Origin of the sequence: Pseudomonas sp. B21-031 (assembly GCF_024748985.1) — a bacterium.
Lineage (GTDB): Bacteria > Pseudomonadota > Gammaproteobacteria > Pseudomonadales > Pseudomonadaceae > Aquipseudomonas > Aquipseudomonas kermanshahensis.
The window spans coordinates 2,985,175-3,002,790 of sequence record NZ_CP087181.1 but is presented as its reverse complement, the minus strand read 5'-3'; the positions used below and the strand labels follow the sequence as shown (position 1 = coordinate 3,002,790).

The 17,616-nt window shown below is 63.7% G+C and carries 12 protein-coding genes; 8 read left to right on the top strand and 4 right to left on the bottom strand.

What is annotated here, in order from left to right:
- Positions 1–61: 61 nt before the first annotated feature.
- Together LOY53_RS13305 and LOY53_RS13300 are read left to right on the top strand one after the other, a co-directional pair.
- Positions 62–1,141 carry a metal-dependent hydrolase gene (locus LOY53_RS13305; RefSeq protein WP_252824219.1) on the top strand — a complete coding sequence of 360 codons (1,080 nt, stop codon included), beginning with the start codon at positions 62–64 and terminating at the stop codon, positions 1,139–1,141.
- A gap of 204 nt (positions 1,142–1,345) precedes the next feature.
- The gene (locus tag LOY53_RS13300; RefSeq protein WP_027595420.1) at positions 1,346–1,558 is read left to right on the top strand and encodes a cold-shock protein; all 213 of its coding nucleotides are present in this window, start codon (positions 1,346–1,348) and stop codon (positions 1,556–1,558) included.
- Positions 1,559–1,771: 213 nt separating this feature from the next.
- On the opposite strand, the gene LOY53_RS13295 is transcribed toward LOY53_RS13300, so the two are convergent.
- Positions 1,772–2,782 (bottom strand): aldo/keto reductase, encoded by a 1,011-nt coding sequence (locus tag LOY53_RS13295; RefSeq protein ID WP_252824218.1) that lies wholly within the window; start codon positions 2,780–2,782, stop codon positions 1,772–1,774.
- A 276-nt stretch (positions 2,783–3,058) separates the two neighbouring features.
- Between LOY53_RS13295 and LOY53_RS13290 the strand changes: the two genes are divergently transcribed.
- A complete protein-coding gene (locus LOY53_RS13290) occupies positions 3,059–5,239 on the top strand; it encodes a PQQ-dependent dehydrogenase, methanol/ethanol family (RefSeq protein WP_252824217.1) in 2,181 nt (726 codons plus the stop codon).
- 7 nt (positions 5,240–5,246) lie between these two features.
- On the top strand, positions 5,247–6,680 hold the full coding sequence (gene aldA, locus LOY53_RS13285) for an aldehyde dehydrogenase (RefSeq protein ID WP_258702752.1): 1,434 nt from the start codon (positions 5,247–5,249) through the stop codon (positions 6,678–6,680).
- Positions 6,681–6,733: 53 nt separating this feature from the next.
- On the opposite strand, the gene LOY53_RS13280 is transcribed toward aldA, so the two are convergent.
- From LOY53_RS13280 to LOY53_RS13270, 3 genes are all read right to left on the bottom strand, one after another.
- A complete protein-coding gene (locus LOY53_RS13280) occupies positions 6,734–8,647 on the bottom strand; it encodes a sigma-54-dependent Fis family transcriptional regulator (RefSeq protein ID WP_252824215.1) in 1,914 nt (637 codons plus the stop codon).
- 65 nt (positions 8,648–8,712) lie between these two features.
- A complete protein-coding gene (locus tag LOY53_RS13275; RefSeq protein WP_252824214.1) occupies positions 8,713–10,233 on the bottom strand; it encodes an FAD-dependent oxidoreductase in 1,521 nt (506 codons plus the stop codon).
- Positions 10,234–10,423: 190 nt separating this feature from the next.
- On the bottom strand, positions 10,424–11,752 hold the full coding sequence (locus LOY53_RS13270; protein ID WP_027595414.1) for an MFS transporter: 1,329 nt from the start codon (positions 11,750–11,752) through the stop codon (positions 10,424–10,426).
- A gap of 162 nt (positions 11,753–11,914) precedes the next feature.
- Here LOY53_RS13270 and LOY53_RS13265 point away from each other — a divergent pair, with 162 nt between their 5' ends.
- The 4 genes from LOY53_RS13265 (at position 11,915) to LOY53_RS13250 (ending at position 17,611) form a co-directional block, all read left to right on the top strand.
- Positions 11,915–13,012 carry a sugar diacid recognition domain-containing protein gene (locus tag LOY53_RS13265; protein ID WP_238217551.1) on the top strand — a complete coding sequence of 366 codons (1,098 nt, stop codon included), beginning with the start codon at positions 11,915–11,917 and terminating at the stop codon, positions 13,010–13,012.
- A 114-nt stretch (positions 13,013–13,126) separates the two neighbouring features.
- Positions 13,127–14,260, top strand: coding sequence for a glycerate kinase (locus LOY53_RS13260; RefSeq protein WP_252824213.1), 1,134 nt, complete (start codon positions 13,127–13,129; stop codon positions 14,258–14,260).
- A 352-nt stretch (positions 14,261–14,612) separates the two neighbouring features.
- Positions 14,613–15,899, top strand: a complete 1,287-nt coding sequence (locus LOY53_RS13255) for a phenylacetate--CoA ligase family protein (RefSeq protein ID WP_258704148.1) — start codon at positions 14,613–14,615, stop codon at positions 15,897–15,899.
- Complete coding sequence (locus LOY53_RS13250; RefSeq protein ID WP_258704147.1) at positions 15,896–17,611, top strand: prenyltransferase/squalene oxidase repeat-containing protein; 1,716 nt, start codon at positions 15,896–15,898, stop codon at positions 17,609–17,611. The genes LOY53_RS13255 and LOY53_RS13250 overlap by 4 nt, the downstream gene beginning before the upstream one ends.
- The last annotated feature ends 5 nt before the right edge of the window (positions 17,612–17,616 follow it).

Here is a 17,616-nt window from a genome sequence, read left to right as displayed (position 1 = left end):
TTTGCACCCAGAGGGTTGAGGGGGTTAGCTTTCACGCGTCATCCTCTCAGGAAATCCCGCCTTGGACTCATTGACTCAAGCCGTACTCGGCGCCGCCCTCCAGGGCACTGTGCTCGGTCGCATCCAAGGCCGCCGAGCGCTGCTGTACGGCGCAGCGCTGGCCACATTGCCCGACCTGGACGTGGTCATCCGCTACGCTGACCCAGTGTCGCAGATGACCTACCACCGGGGGTTCTCCCACTCCCTTTTCGTCCTGACCGGGCTGGCGCTGCTGCTGGCCTGGTGCGTCAACCGGTGCTGGCCAGGCAAAGGCTATACCGTGCCGCGCCTGTTTCTGGCGTTCTGGCTGGTGCTGGTCACGCACCCGGTGCTGGATGCCTTTACCGTGTATGGCACGCAACTGTTCTGGCCGTTGGCGCTGACCCCGCAAAGCTGGGCTGCGGTGTTCATCATTGACCCTGTCTACACCGTGCCGCTGCTGGCGGCAGTGATCTACACCCTCGCCAAGGGCGTGACGGGCGCTGCCGTGCGGCTGCTGACCCTGGCACTGGTTTTCAGTACGGCCTACCTCGGCTTTGGCCTGGCTGGGCGCATGCAGGCGGAGCAACGCTTTCAGGCCGCGTTGGACCAGCAGGGCATCACGGTCAGCGACGTACGTGCCGTGCCGATTGCCTTCAACAGCCTGATCTGGCGCGTGCTGGCCAAGACGCCGGACGGCGACTACTTCGAAGGCGTCAGCAGTGGGTTCGACCAGCAACCGCCAGAAATGCAGCGCCTGCCACGCAACCTTGAGCTGGCCGCTGCGGTTGCCGGTGCGCCTTTGCATCAGCGCCTGCGCTGGTTCACTGATGACTGGTTGCGCTATGACGAAATCGACGGCGCCCTGGTGGTGACCGACCTGCGCATGGGCATCCCCGGCAACTACACCTTCCGCTTCAACATGGCCCACCGTGACAGCCAGGGGCACTGGATTGCCGACACGCCCACGGCGTGGCGAGGGGCAGGGGTGGCATCGATGTTCAACGGGCATGACCTGGGCTTGATCTGGCGGCGTATCGTCGATCAGCACCCCCCATTGCCACTGGCTGAGTGGACTTCGCGCTACCTGAAGCCGGCTGCAGCGCAGCCCACGGGCGATTAAACGGAGATTCTGTTTACCGCCGCAGCCCCCATTTTGCGGGGGAAATCGGGTACAGGGCGCAGCTATTTTGCGGCTTGGTGGAATTCTTAGTAGCTTATCGTCGCCAAAGCGCTCAATATGCCACTGCAGGGGCTGGTTGTTTGATAAGGCCCTCGTTGTAATTTCACGTAAAACGCATCAAATAAGCCATCGAGGGCTCAGAGCATGTCCAACAGACAAACCGGTACAGTTAAATGGTTCAACGATGAAAAAGGGTTCGGCTTCATTACCCCAGCGGGTGGTGGCGACGACCTCTTCGTTCATTTCAAAGCCATTGAATCGGACGGCTTCAAGTCGCTGAAAGAAGGCCAGACTGTTAGCTTTGTTGCCGAAAAAGGGCAAAAAGGCATGCAGGCCGCCCAAGTGCGACCTGAGTAAGACACGCACCCGCCGGCTCGGCGTTCGAACAGGTGCTTGCAACCTTGCGGGTTGACCTGGGTGCTTGATCGAACGGCGTGAAGCCTGGCAATTGTGTGGCGTGTAAAGAAAAGCTCCGTATCGAAAGATAGGGAGCTTTTTTTGTATCTGCCGCAACGCGGTAGAACCGCCAAGCGGCTTTGCGGCCCCTTGGCTTCAATCAAACGGCTGCCATCAATTGCGCGCCAGTCGCCCACTCACGTAGTGCGCCACGTCATTGAACCCTGGCGTCGAGGCATGCCCCGGCGTTACCAGCGAATCGATGAACGCTTCATCCTCCGCCGTGATCTTCACGTTCAATGCGCCGGCATAGGTGTCCCATTGTGCTTCGGTGCGCGGCCCGACAATGGCCGAACTCACCAGTTGGTTATTAAGTACCCAGGCAATCGCGAACTCGACGATGCCCACGCCCTTGGCTTCGACATACGCCTGGATCTGGCGGGCGATGGCCAATGATTCCTGGCGCCATTCCACTTCCATGATCCGCTTGTCCTGGCGCCCGGCACGGCTGCAGGCATCTGGCACCGAGCCGGGTGCGTACTTGCCGCTGAGCACACCGCGGGCCAAGGGGCTGAACGGCACCACGCCCAGGCCATGGTAGGCCGCAGCGGTCAGCTGTTCGGGCTCTGCCTGGCGGTTGACGATGTTGTACAGCGGCTGGCTCACCACCGGTTTGGCCACGCCCAGTCGCTCGGCCAGGTTGCACAGCTCGGCAATGCGCCAGCCACGGAAGTTGGACACGCCCCAATAGCGGATCTTGCCTTGGCGCAGCAGGTCGCCGATGGCTTGCACGGTTTCTTCCAGCGGTACCTTGTGGTCTTCGCGGTGCAGGTAGTAAACGTCGAGGTAGTCCAGGTCCATGCGCGTGAGCGTCGCGTCGATGGCATTGAAGATGTGCTTGCGCGAAAGCCCGCTGCGGTTGGGCAGGCCGTCGGCCGGGCCAAAGCCGACCTTGGACGCCACTATCCAGTCCTGGCGATGGCGCGCTACGGCTTCGCCGACGATTTCTTCCGAACGACCGTTGTTGTAGACATCGGCGGTGTCGATGAAGTTGATGCCCTGGTCCCAGGCTTTTTCGATGATCCGCAGTGAGTCCTCGGTGCTGGTCTGCTCGCCGAACATCATGCTGCCCAGGGTAAGGGCGGAAACCTGCAGGCCACTCTGGCCAAGGGGACGGTAGATCATGCGGTTGAGTCCTTTGCAGTGGGCTTGTCTGCCTGTTTTACACACAACCGCACGCCATTGAAAGCCCGCCACAGTGGCTGACACACCTGTGCCAAGCCTGCATCAGCTGTGCCATGGCTGCTGCATGCGCAGGCCTCAGCCACTGCCCGGTCGTTTGCCTAGCAACCGCTCTGTAATGGCTGTTTCGAGGGTGCTGGGTGATGCTGGCACAGCCGTTGCTCTGTTTGTTATCGACGCCTGATGCGGTGTCGCCATAACAAGAACGGAGAACCGACCATGAACCGAACAGGCCCGCACCGCCGGCCCCTTCCGCACGCCTTGGGCTGCCTGGCCCTTGCCTTGGCGTGCTGCGCAACCGCTTTTGCTGCAGAAGTGGATGGCAAGCGGATCATCCAGGCCGACCAGGAACCTGGCAACTGGATGAGCCACGGCCGTACCTACGATGAACAACGCTTCAGCCCGCTCAAGGCCATCAACCAGGACAACGTCAATCAATTGGGCCTGGCTTGGAGCTATAAGCTCGACCTGGACCGGGGTGTTGAAGCGACGCCTATCGTGGTCGATGGGGTGATGTACACCACGGGGCCGTTTTCCGTGGTGTATGCCTTGGATGCCCGCAACGGCAAGCTGCTGTGGAAATACGACCCGCAGTCAGACCGCAATCGCGCCGGTGAGGCGTGCTGTGATGCGGTAAACCGCGGCGTGGCCGTGTGGCAGGGCAAGGTCTACGTGGGCGTGCTGGACGGGCGCCTGGAGGCGATCGATGCCAAGACCGGCCAGCGCGTGTGGTCGGTGGACACCCGCGACGACCATAAGCGCAGCTACACCATCACCGGTGCGCCGCGGGTGGTCAACGGCAAGGTCATCATTGGCAACGGTGGGGCGGAATTTGGTGTGCGTGGCTATGTGACGGCCTATGACGCCGAAACCGGCAAGCAGGCCTGGCGCTTCTTCACCGTGCCGGGCGACCCCAAGCTGCCGCCTGAAGACAAGGCCATGGAGATTGCCAGCAAGACCTGGCACGGCGACGCATTCGTTGAGTGGGGCGGCGGCGGCACGGCCTGGGATTCGTTCGCCTACGACCCTGAGCTGAACCTGTTGTACATCGGCGTTGGCAACGGCTCGATGTGGGACCCTAAATGGCGCAGCCAGGCCAAAGGCGACAACCTGTTCCTGTCGTCGATCGTCGCGGTCAATGCCGATACCGGCGAATACGCCTGGCACTACCAGACCACCCCCGGTGATGCCTGGGACTTCACCGCCACCCAGCACATGATCCTCGCCGAGCTGCCAATCAACGGCAAACAGCGCAAAGTGCTGATGCAGGCGCCCAAGAATGGCTTCTTCTATGTGCTCGACCGGGCGACCGGCGAGTTGCTGTCCGCGAAGAATATCGTGCCGGTGAACTGGGCCAAGGGCATCGACATGAAAACCGGGCGGCCGATTCTCGACGATGAGGCAGCGGCCTACTGGAAGGACGGCAAGCGCAAGCTGGTGACCCCGGCATTCTGGGGCGCGCATGACTGGCACCCAATGTCCTACAACCCCAACACCGGCCTGGTGTACATCCCAGCGCATATCATGTCGGCCTATTACGAGCACATCCCCGAGGCGCCCAAGCGCAACCCGTTCAAAAGCGTGTACCAGCTGGGGTTACGCACCGGCATGATGCCCGAGGGTGCCGATGGCCTGCTGGAAATGGCCAAGACCTGGTCCGGTAAGCTGATCGCCTGGGACCCGGTGAAACAGGCGCCGGCCTGGGAGGTGCCCTACATCACCATCTTCAACGGCGGCACCTTGAGCACCGCCGGCAACCTGGTGTTCGAGGGCAGCGCCGATGGCCGTGTGATCGCCTATGCCGCCGACACCGGCAAGAAGCTGTGGGAATCCCCCGCCGCCAGTGGCGTGATGGCAGCGCCGATCACCTATTCGGTCGATGGCGAGCAGTACGTCACCTTCATGGCCGGCTGGGGCGGGGCCTTCTCGACGTTTGCCGGGGCGTTGTCGTTGCGTGCCGGGGTACAGCCATTCTCGCAAGTGCTGACCTACAAGATTGGCGGTACCGCCAAATTGCGTGAGCCAGCGCCACCCGCCAATGCGCCCGAACCCCCACCGATGACCGCCGACGCCAAGACTGTCGCCGCCGGTGCGGCCCTGTACGACGGCAACTGCTCACAGTGCCACGGCATCCATGCCGTCAGCGGCGGGGTACTGCCAGATTTGCGCAAACTCAGTGCTGACAAGCACCAGATGTTCCTCGGCATCCTCTATGGCGGTCGCGTGCCGGATGGCATGCCGTCGTTTGCCGACAACCTCAAGCCCGAGCAAGTCGAGCAGGTGCACCAGTACCTCATCAAGCGTGCCCATGACCTGAAAAGCGAAGGCAACGCCTGGCAGCAATTCAGCGCCAAGCCGGCTGCCCAGCCGTCACTGGCCGACAACCCGTCACAGGAGTGAGATGACCATGACTGAAGCGATCTACCAAAACTACATCGACAACGCCTTCGTACCCAGCGAGGGGCTGATCGAAGTGTACAACCCGGCCAACGCGCAGTTACTGGGGCGTGTGCCGGAGTCGCCGGTCGAACAGGTGGAGCGGGCCATTGCAGCGGCACGCAAAGCGCAAAAAGGCTGGGCAGCGAAGCCTGCCATCGAACGCGCCGGCTACCTGCGCCAGATCGCCGCCAAGGTGCGTGCCAATGCCGACCGCCTAGCGCGCATCATCACCCAGGAAGGCGGCAAGGTGCCGGGGCTGGCGCAGGTCGAGGTGAACTTCACCGCCGACTACCTCGACTACATGGCGGAATGGGCGCGGCGCCTTGAAGGCGAGGTGCTGACCAGCGACCGTGCCAACGAGCACATTTTCCTGATGCGCAAACCGCTGGGTGTGGTGGCTGGGATACTGCCCTGGAACTTCCCGTTCTTCCTCATCGCCCGCAAGATGGCGCCGGCGCTGCTCACGGGCAATACCATCGTGATCAAGCCCAGTGAAGAAACGCCCATCAACTGCTATGAGTTCGCCAAGCTGGTGGCCGAGACCGACCTGCCAGCGGGGGTGTTCAACGTGGTCGGGGGCAAGGGGGCCAGCGTCGGCCATGGGCTGTCGAGCCATGCCGGTATCGACTTGGTCAGCTTTACCGGCAGCGTCGCCACGGGCGCACGGATCATGGCGGCGGCAGCGCCGAACATCACCAAGCTCAACCTTGAACTGGGCGGCAAGGCCCCAGCGATCGTGCTGGCGGACGCTGACCTGGACTTGGCGACGAAAGCCATTGTTGCCTCGCGGGTGATCAATACTGGCCAAGTGTGCAACTGCGCCGAGCGGGTGTATGTGGCGCGCAAGGTGGCCGACGCGTTCGTCGACAAGGTGGCCCAAGCCATGGCAGCGACCCGTTACGGCGACCCGTCGCGCCAGGCCGACCTGGACATGGGGCCGCTGATCAACCAGGCCGGGCTCGACAAGGTAGCGCAGATGGTGCGCACGGCGGTCGGGCAGGGCGCCCAGTTGGTGACCGGCGGGCAGGTGGCGGACCTGGGGGCCGGCTTCCATTACCAGCCGACCGTGCTCGCGGGCTGCGCCGCCGACATGGAGATCATGCGCAAGGAGATTTTTGGGCCGGTGCTGCCGATCCAGGTGGTCGATGACCTGGACGAGGCGATTGCCTTGGCCAATGACAGCGAGTACGGGCTGACGTCTTCGCTGTACACCCGCGACCTGAACGCGGCGTTGAAGGCTAGCCGCGAGATCGATTTTGGCGAGACCTACATCAACCGCGAGAACTTCGAGGCTATGCAGGGCTTCCATGCCGGGGCGCGCAAGTCCGGGATCGGCGGGGCGGATGGCAAGCACGGGTTGTATGAGTACACGCGCACGCAGGTGGTGTACATCCAGGGATAAGGGTGGGCTTATCTGGCCTCTTCGCGGGCTTGCCCGCGAAGAGGCCGGTACAGTCACCCCAACTGGTTCGGCTGAACGATCCCGTACCGCTTCATCTTCCGATACAACGTCGACCGCGAAATCCCCGCCGCCTCTGCTGCCAGGCTCATGTTCCAGCGCTCTCGCTTCAGAACCTCCAGCAAGTGCCGCGCCTCGGCATCCTCGACCTGCTGTTCCAGCACTTTTGGCCTGGCAGGCACTGCACGGTCCAGTAGCTCCTCCGGCAAATCTGCCAGCTCAATGACCCCACCTTCCGCCAGCGCTACCGCCTGGCGCAATGTATTGAGCAACTGCCGCACGTTTCCTGGCCAGGCATACCCCAACAAGCAACGCCAGGCCTGATCGCTCAAGCGCAAATCAGCCCCTCCCGGCAACCCCGCCAACAACCGCTCGATCAATTCACGTCGGTCACTGCGCTCACGCAATGCCGGCAACGTCATGCGCATGCCGCATAGCCGGTAGTAAAGGTCTTCGCGAAAGCCTTTATCGGCGATCATGGCTTGCAGGTCCTGGTGCGTTGCCGAAATCACCTGAATATCCAGCGTCACCGGCGCCTCTGCGCCCAGTGCTACCAGTTCGCGTTCGGCAAGCACCCGCAGCAGGCGCGTTTGCAGGTGCGTTGGCATGTCGCCGATCTCATCCAGGAACAACGTGCCGCCATTGGCCTGCTCCAGCTTGCCTTTCATGCCCTTGCGGTTGGCGCCGGTGAAGCTGCCAGCGCGGTAGCCGAACAGTTCACTTTCGATCAGCGACTCGGGTATCGCCGCACAGTTGAGTGCGACGAAGGGTTTGGCGTGGCGCTGGCTAGCCTGGTGCAAGGCACGGGCGAAGGCCTCCTTGCCGGTACCGGTTTCGCCGTTCAGCAAAATGGCGATGTCCTTGTCGAGCACCTTGCGCAGGCGTTTCACCCCCTGTTGCAACTGTGCATCCTCGCCTGCCAAATGCTCAAGCGTGGGGTAAGCCGCACGCGCCGGCAGGGGCCGCGACGGCGTGGATTGGCGGTAGCCGGCCGGTATGCGCAGGCCGACGTCCAGCAGATGCGCTTGCACATGCCCGTGCAACTGAGTGCCACGGGCACCGCCGCGGGTAAGGTCGAGCAACTGGTCAATGTTGGCGGGCAGCAGTTGCTCGATCGCCACGCCCAGCAGCGTGCCGGCATGCGCCAGGAAGGCCGCCCGATTGGCGCCGATCACCCGGCCGCCTTCGTCCAGGGCAAGCAGTTGCTCGGCGGCAAGGTCGGAGAAATCGTCACGTGGCTTGATGGCCAAGGTCAGGCAGTCGCGGTAGCGCTGGCGGAAATGGCTGTTCTCGATCAGCCGGGCGTACAGCGTCACCAACTGCAAGGTCAGGTGCTGGGCCTGCTTGGGCCCGTCGTTATAAAGGCAGGTCGCGTTGAGGCAGCCGAGCAGTTGGTTGTGGGCATCGAAGATAGGCGCGACCGAGCAACTGAGCCGGGCGTTGGTTGCCAGGAAGTGTTCCTGGCGGTGGATGGTCAGCGCTTGCTGCGAGGCAAGGGCAGTGCCGATGCCGTTGGTACCGGCGATCGACTCGTCCCAGCGCGCGCCGACAATCAACCCGGAGCGGGTGTAACGCTGGTGGTCGGCTGGCAGGCGGGCATCGAGGGTGATGCCGTCGGCGTCGCTGAGCAGCACGGCGAAACCGGCATCCACCACACGCCTTGCCAGGCCACTGACGCCTTGGCTGGCGATGCTCAGGTAGGCCTCGTGTTGGGCCTGGTGCTGGCGGATTTCGGCAGCGCTGAGGATGTTGTCGACGTGGCGCAGCTCGGGGTCCAGGCGGTGCTGGGTGATGCTGCGGTACCAGGATTCGGCAATCACCGGTTCTGGCGTCAGGCCGCGCTCGGCGAAGTGGCAGTTGACGAAGGCGGCCAGTTCACTGGCGCGGGGTGAAGGGGTGTGCGCGGCCATGGGCGCTCCACGAAATGCTTGTTATTAGAGGTGGGGAAACCATAGCTGATTTTTTCCAGGAAAAGTCAGCCAATCAGCTTCAGCGCCTCGTCCAGCCGTAACGGCCGCTTCATCCGCTGCGACAGCTGCGCCATGGCATCCGAGTAGCCCTTGGCGATGACGGCCTCGACTTGCTCATCCACGCATTGCAGCGCGACGAAGTCGCCTTGCTCTGGCTGGCCGACGTACTCGATGCGGTTCCAGTCCCGTGCATGCCCCAGGACTTCATAGGTGCGCCCATGCTGGTAGGTCCAGAAGAACGGCACATCTTCGTAGCGGCGCTGCTCGCCGAGCATGTTGGCCGCAGCGATCACGCCGTGTTGCTGGGCCAGGCGCCAGTGTTCGATGCGAACGGGCCGGCCAGCCAGGGGGAAGGTGGCGATATCGCCAGCGGCCCACAGCCCAGGTGCCGCAAGCATTTCGGCATTGACCGGGAGCGATTTATCGTCGGCCAGCGCCACCCCTTGCACACAGGCCGTGGCAGGTTTGACCCCGGTGCCCAGCAGTACCAATGGCGCCTGCAGCCGTTCACCGTTTGCCAGCAACACGGCCTCCACCTTAGCCTGGCCTTCGAAACGTTCGACTTCGGTGGGGCCGTGAAAGACCACGCCTTTGCGTTCGTGCAGCGCGCGAATGCTGCGCCCGATACGTTCACCCAATTGTTTGGCCAACGGCACCTCATGGCGGGTGATCAGGTGCACCTGCAGGCCGTACTTGCGCAGTGCAGCGGCGGCCTCCAGGCCGATGAAACCGTCGCCGACGATCACCACCGGCTGCCCGGGTTCTGCGGCGTCCAGCAACAGCGCGGCGTCCTCACGTGAGCGCAGGGTGAATACACCCGGCAGGTCTGCGCCGGGGAGCGCTGGGCGTTGCGCTTTACCGCCCGTTGCCAGTAGGCAAGCGTCATAGTCAATGTGCTGCCCATCGGCAAGGATGATCTGGCGTTTCTCGCTGTTGAGTGTGCGGACCTTGCCGTGCTGACGGATCAGGTGGCCTTTGCGCAAGTCATCCGCTTCGAGCAAGGCAGGGACTTCATCAGGCGGCATTTGCCCAGCAATGACGAATTTACTGAGCGCGGTCCGGTCGTAGGCCGGCTGGTGTTCCTGGTCGAGCCAGACCAGGCGACCGGCGAAACCGTGCCTCAGCAAGGTAGCGACGGCGGCACTGCCGGCGGCGCCGGCACCGACTACCACGAAACAACGGGCATCGCTGTGCCGAGGGGGCTCGGTCTTGGCCAAGGGTTGGTCATCTACCCACACCTCATCACCTTTGACCCACGCACGGTAGCGGCGCAGGTCGGCCAGTGCCGGCGGTTCGCACACCGCACCTTCGTCCACGGCAAACGCCGCCTTGTGCCATGGGCAGACCAGCAGCCCCGAGCAGATCACGCCCTCTTCGAGCGGGGCGCCAGCGTGCGGGCAGTTGGCCTGGTAGGCATGCACCAGGTCGCCCTGGCGGATCAGGATGAGTTCTTCACTGCCGGCCTGCACACGCAGGGGGCGGTTGGGGTCGAGCTGATCGAGGCGGGCCACGGCGTGCTGGGTCATGGGGGTTCTCCAAAGGGGCCTTTGGAACCATTTGACGCCTGTGGTGATGAGTTGCTGACCCGAGCCGACGATCGGGGGCATTGCCCTGTAGGAGCAGCCTTGAGCTGCGAAGAGGCCGGTGATCACACAGCAAATTTTCGCTGCTATCGCCGGCCTCTTCGCAGCACAAGGCTGCTCCTACACAGGCGTTCTAGTTGGCCTTGGCCGTGGCCAACGCGCCTGCACGCGTCACCCGCAGCGCCACCAGGCTACCGACCACGATCAATGCCGCCAACGAATACAGCGCAGCATCGGTCGAGCCGGTCTGGTCCTTGATGAAACCCACCAGGTATGGGCTGAGGAAGCCGGCCATCTGGCCCACCGAGTTGATCAGCGCAAGGCCGGCCACGGCTGCACCCGCGCTGAGCAGGGCGGTAGGCATTGGCCAGAACATCGGCAGGCCGGTGAGGGCGCCCATGGTGGCGATCGACAGGCCAAGGATGGCGATGGTCGGGTTGCCGGCGAAGTTGACCGCAATCAACAGGCCGATGGCGCCCATCAGCATTGGTACCACCAGGTGCCAGCGACGTTCGTTGCGCCGGTCTGCCGAACGCCCGCAGACGATCATGAACACACCCGCCAGCAGGTACGGAATGGCGCTCAGCCAGCCAATCAACAAGGGGTTGTCGAAGCCCATGTTCTTGATGATCGACGGCAGCCAGAAGTTGATCGCGTACACACCGCTCTGGATGCAGAAGTAGACGAAGCCGAACGTCCAGATCAACGGGTTGGTCAACACCGCGAGCACGCCGTCACCGGTGGTGGCGGGTTTACTGGCGGCATCGGCCTTCAGGTCGGCTTCGATCAATTGGCGTTCGGCCGGGCTCAGCCAGGCGGCCTTCTGGTAGCCGTCGCTGAGCAGGCGGATTGCCAGGCAACCCAGAACGACGGTGGGCAGGCCCTGAATCAGGAACAGCCATTGCCAGCCGGCAAGGCCATGCTGGCCGGCGGCGAAATGTTCGAGGATCCAGCCGGAAAACGGCCCGCCCAACAGCCCCGACACCGGGATCGCCGACATGAACAAGGCCATGATGCCGCCGCGACGGGCAGCCGGGAACCAGCGCGAGAGGTACAACACCACGCCAGGGAAGAAGCCGGCTTCAGCCGCGCCGGTCAGCAGGCGCAGGGTGTAGAACTCGGTGGGGGTGGTGACGAACAGCAGGCAGGTCGAGAGGCTGCCCCAGGCGATCATCATCAGCGCGATCCAGCGCCGTGGGCCGAAGCGGTTGAGCGCCAGGTTGCTCGGCAGGCCGCAGAGGACGTAGCCGATGAAGAAGATACCGGCGCCAAGGCCGTATACCGTTTCGCTGAATTTCAGCGCGTCGAGCATCTGCAGCTTGGCAAAGCCGACGTTGACGCGGTCCAGGTAGTTGAACAGGTAGCAGATGAAAATGAACGGAATCAGCCGCAAGGTGATGCGCCGATACAGCGCGTTGCGGGTGGTGTCCGTGCCTTGGTCAGGGGCGGGGCTGTGTGCCATGATCGGGTTCTCTGTTGTTATGGTTGTCACCGCGTCGCCTGTTCCGGCGCTCGCCCTGACGAGTCTCGGGGACAGCGGCGTGCCTGTCTTTGTGCTTTTGCACAGCGATTGACCAAGGGCGCTGTGCCCGAGACCAAAGCCTACCACCCTAAGGACCATTGAATGTTCGAACTCGACCATGACCTGGCGCAGGATATCGTTGATCGTGCGATGGCCATATTGCCGTGCAACGTCAATGTCATGGACAGCCAGGGGTTGATCCTGGGCAGTGGCGAGCCGGAGCGCATCAATACCCGCCACGAGGGTGCACAACTGGTGCTGGCCAACGGCCGGATCGTCGAGCTCGACGTGGACGCGGCCAAGTGCCTCAAAGGCGTGCAGCCCGGGGTGAACCTGCCATTGATGCTCGATGGCCGGCTGATGGGGGTGTTGGGCCTGACCGGCGACCCGCAGCAGCTGCGTACCTATGGCGAACTGGTGCGCATGACTGCTGAAATGCTCCTGGCCCAGCGCCACCTGCAGGTTGAACAGCAATGGCGGCGGCAACGCTGCGACGACCTGCTGGCCTTGCTGTTGGGGGGCAGCGGCGATTCGCCTCGGCTGCTCGATGAAGCCCGTCAGCTCGGCCTGAAGCCGCAACTGCCAAGGGTACCTTGCCTGTTCGAGCTGGAATCAGGGCCGCCTGCCGAAGCCCTGTCGTCCTGGCTGATGAGCCGTTACCCGGACAGCTGGTGCGTCAGCCCCGCACGGCAATCGCTGCTGTGGTGTCGCCCGGCGGGTCTGGTGCTGGACGAAGCGCGGTTGCTGGAGCGCCTCGAGCGTCACGGCTGGCAGGTCGAGCGCTTGGCCCTGGGGTGCGTGGCGCAAAGCCTGGAACAACTGCGCCGTGGTTATCGCCGGGTGCGCGACCTGCTGGCTTATGGGCAGGAGGTGCTGCCGGCCGAGCGCCTGCTCAGCCTTGAGCGGTACCGGTTGCCGGCCTTGCTGTGGCGGCATCGCAATGACGATGCGCTGGATGAGCTGTTGCAACCGCTGCAACGTATCCGCGCCAAAGACGCCAGTGGTCAGTTGATTGCGACCTTGCGCGCCTGGTGTGCCCATGATGGCCAGAGCCAGGCTTGTGCCGACGCCTTGGGCATTCACCGCAACAGCCTGCGCTACCGGCTGGAGCGGATCGCTGAACTGGGTGAGGTCGACCCCTTGCGGATGGAGGGGATGCTCAGCCTGTACCTGGGGTTGCAGCTGCTGCGGGCTGAGTGAAGCGTCGGCCAAAGGCATTTGCCCAAACAACGCCTCCGCCGTCTTGTGCATTTGACCGAGGCCACCTTGCCAGGCAACTGTCAGCATGCCGCTCATCTGGACAGGAGAATCCCCATGAAGATCGTCATCGCCCCCGACTCGTTCAAGGACAGCCTCGGCGCTGCCGGTGTCGCCCGCGCCATTGCCACCGGCTTGGCCGAGGTGTGGCCGGATGCCGAATTGGTCGAATGCCCCATGGCCGATGGCGGTGAAGGCACCATGGACGCCATTTTGGCCGCCAGCCAGGGAGAATTACGCCGCCTGGCTGTACGTGGGCCGCTGGGGCACAGCGTCGAGGCCGGCTGGGGTTGGCTGCCGCAGAGCCGCACGGCGATCATCGAAATGGCCCAGGCCAGTGGCCTGCAATTGGTGCCCACCCAGCAGCGTGATGCCTGCCGCAGCAGCACCTGGGGAACGGGCCAGCTGATCGCCGCCGCCTTGGCCGCAGGTGCCCGGCGCATTGTCTTGGCCATTGGTGGCAGCGCGACCAATGACGGCGGCAGTGGCATGCTGCGCGCCCTGGGGCTGCGGCTGCTGGATGCTGAGGGGCACGCACTGGAAGAAGGGGGGCTGGCCCTGGCAAAGCTGGCACGTATCGATGCCAGCGACCTCGACCCTCGGCTGGCCGAGGTCCAGGTCGAGGTTGCTGCCGACGTCGACAACCCACTCTGCGGTGCCAATGGCGCTTCGGCGATTTTCGGCCCGCAGAAGGGGGCAAACCCGCAGCAAGTTCACGCGTTGGACCAGGCACTGGGGCACTTTGCTGATCACTGCGCGCAATTGCTGGGCGAGGACGTGCGTGACTTCCCGGGCTGCGGCGCTGCAGGCGGCATGGGCTTTGCGGCCAAGGCGTTCATGGGCGCGCAGTTCCGCCCTGGCGTCGAGGTGGTGGCAGAGCTGGCCGGCCTGGACGCGCTGGTACAAGGCGCCGACCTGGTGCTGACCGGCGAGGGACGTTTCGATGCCCAGACTCTACGTGGCAAGACGCCAATGGGTGTGGCCCGGGTCGCCAAGCGCCATGGTGTACCGGTGGTGGTGCTGGCGGGCACGCTGGGGGAGGGGTATCAGCAGTTGTATGGCCACGGCATCGACGCGGCCTTTGCGTTGGCCAGCGGGCCGATGAGCCTGGAGCAGGCGTGTGCCAACGCCCGCGAGCTGCTGCAGGCGCGCGCCGGTGATATCGCCCGGCTGTGGCGCTGCGCGGTGTAAGCGCGGTCAGAGATTTCCGTGTAAGTGCAACTAGCGTGGGGGCTGCTTTGCAGCCCTTTCGCGCCCTAAGGCCGCGCCTACACGTCCATGCCGAAGTTATGAGACTTGGCAAATATGGAAATTATCTTTGTTTGATATCTCGCCATAAACAAAGGCCGAATCGCTGATTTCGATCAGAAAAGCACTACATACAACCCACGCAAAAGGCTCTATTTCGGCCCAGTAATACCGTCCGACTCTCACCGCTACTTACTATTAAGTATTTTACTTAACCCCCGTCGCTCGCCAATTCTCTGCACTGTTTATTCGAGAGGGCGAGTCGATGTTAGTTCATGGCGATAAGGATTTCGGCGTGTTGAAGGATGCCGAGGGCGAACTTCAACAGCAGGTCGGGCGTGTGCCCGATGCCGCATTTTATGAACGCAAGTTGCAAGCAGTCTGGACGCGTGCGCAACACAGCAGCCATTACGCAGGGATTGGCCCCTACAGCTTCACAGCGTTCCAGCAATTGCCGCTGACCGCCAAGGCCGCGCTGAAAAGCCAACCCTTGGCGTTTTGCACCGTAGCCCTTGGCGATGCGGCCAAGTACTACGCCACCACCGGCACCACCGGCGAGCCAACCCCAACCCCGCGCCTGAAACACGACATCATCTGGAATGCCGTCAGCGTCGCCAGCCACTGGCGAGCGGTGCTGCAGCCCGGGGCGCGGGTGGCCAACCTGATGCCATCGGACATCGTGCCGGTCGGTGACCTGATCGCCAACGTCTGCGAATACCTCGACGTGTCGCATGTACGGCTCTACCCCTTTACCACCGGCATCACCGACTGGGAACGGGTGTGCACGACCTTTGACACCTTCCGGCCCACGGTGCTGTTCATCGCCCCCGGCGTACTGGTGCAACTGACCCGCTACCTGAAGCAGCGGGAGCTGCTCGACACGTTTGCCCAGTCGGTGCGCACGATCATGCTGCTGGGCGAGGTCAACACCCAGCCGTTTCGTGACCGTTTGGCCCGCGGGTGGCACTGCGAGGTATACGACGCCAGTTATGGCAGTACCGAGACCGGCACGCTGGCAGCCGTAGGCGGGGACCTGCAGATGCGCCTGGCCACGGCCACGAATTATTTCGAGCTGCTGTTGCCGGACGGCAGGCTGGTACCCCCCGCCGAAGGCCTGACCGGCCGCCTCGTCGTCACCCCGCTGAACCTGTACGCGCGGCCGTTACTGCGGCTGGACACCGGCGACAGCGTCACTATTACCGCGCCTTGGCACCCCGGGCGGAGCAGCCCCAGCCTGTTGGTCAATGGCCGCGACAGCGACAGCATCGCGGTGGCCGGGGTAGACCTTGAGATTCGCGCCGTCGAAGAGGTGGTCTACGGCGCCTGCGACGCCACCGGCTATGTGATCGAAATCGATCGCCAGAACGACAGCGCCGCGTTGATCCTTGAGCGTGACGTGCATTGGGACAACGCCCAGGAAGGCCTATTACAAGCGCAGCTGCTGGCACGTTCCGAGCAACTGATGGGGCTGCGCTGGAGCCGTGTGCTGTTCGTCAACAACTTGTCGGCCATCAACAAGAGCGGTGGCTCGCAAAAAAGCTGGAAGAAGACCAACCTGCGCTTCGTGGGGGGCAAGCAATGACCACGTCACCCCTTACCCAAGAGCACGGCTTGGGCAACGGCCAGCCTGACTTGTGGTGCACGTACGCCGCGATCCGCAGCCTGGCCTGGGTCGAGCGCCTCGACAGCGTCGATACGTCGGCGCTGCACAGCTATATCCAGTCCCGGCGTAACCGCGACGGGGGGTTCGCCTGGAGCAAGGGCATGCCATCCGACGCCTGGGCGACTTTTTATTGCACCGAAACGCTCAAGGACCTGGGTATCGCCATTGACCATGGCGCCCAAACTGCCGATTGGCTGCAAACGCTGTTCGACGGTGATGCCTACGCCATGTGCCCTGGGCAGACGGCGGATGTCTGGGCCACCCACTATGCAGTGCGCACGTTAATCGAAGTGTGCCAGGGGCAGGTGGCCGATGCCCCGGCGTTGTACGCCTGGCTGGAAGGGCTGCAGTGCAGCAATGGTGGCCTCAGTTGGTCGGCGGACTTTGCCCGGCGCAACTTGGCCGACACTCGTGCCTGCTTCTACGGCGTGATGGCCGCACGAGCGCTGGCTCAGCAAGGGCTGCCAGCACCGCAGTGGGACCAGCCGCGGTTGATTGCCTGGTTGCAGGCGCAGCAGGTGGAAAGCGGCGGCTTTCGCTTCAGCGAGGCAGCCGAGCAGCCGTGCCTGTGGGCGACCTACCGCGCCACGGCGAGCCTTGTGGCATTGCATGCGCAGCCGTTGGCGCGCCACGGTTGTGTCGCCTGGATCGAGGCACTGCGTCGGCTCAGTGGCGCTTTCGTGCGTTGGCAGGGCTATGACGGCGAGGACGTCTGGGCCGCTTTTTGCGCGGTGGGCTCGCTCAAGGCCCTGGGAGAGCCGGTGGCCCACCTGGCAGATGACATTGCACGGTTCATCGCGACCTTGGCGCTGCCTCAGGGTGGCTACACCTATCGGCAGGTCGACAGCGCGGCGGATGTGCTGAGCACGGCGGCTGCCGTGCTCGGCGAACAGCTGAGTGCTGCGCAGCGGGCGGCAGCCTTGCAGTGGATCGAAGGCTGCCAGATGCCTAACGAGCCCGGGCTCATGTACATGCCAGGGCGGGGCGCTGAAGTCCGCTGCACCAATTGGGGCTTGGCGGCGGGTGCCTTCGCCGCCCAGCCAGCGGCGCGCACGGCGGTCGGGCACTGGCTGGCCTCGTTGCAGAACCCCGATGGTGGCTTCGGGTTCTGGGAGGGGCGCGGGTCGGACCTGGTGTCCACCGCGTCTGCGGTGGCGATTCTCCAGCAACTGGGCAACAACGCTGGGGTCGACCTTGTGGCGCTGGAGGCCTTTGTGGCCAGCTGCGCTCAGCAAAGTGGGCACGCCGCCTACCCACGAGGGCAGGCATCCTTGCGTGCCAGCCTGCAAGCCTTGATCTGCCTGAACCATGTGGGCCGGGATGTGCGCGAGCAGGCAAACGAACTGCTGGTTGCACACAAGGTGCGCCAAGGCGGCTTCGCTAACTTCGGCCAGCGCATCCCTGATTTGCTCAGCACCTACCAGGCCGTGGCGTTCGGCGCCGCGCAGGGGTTGCCGGTCGACCGCGCGCACCTGCAGTTCTTCCTCGACAAGGTGCGCAGCGGCCAAGGCCATGCCTGGTCGCCGCTGTACCTGGAGGGCCACGACGCACTGTCCGATTGCCTGGGGCGCTTGTTGCAGGGGTTTGCCGAAGGCAAGCGTCAGCACCTGCCCAACCTGCAGCTGTCGTGAGGAGC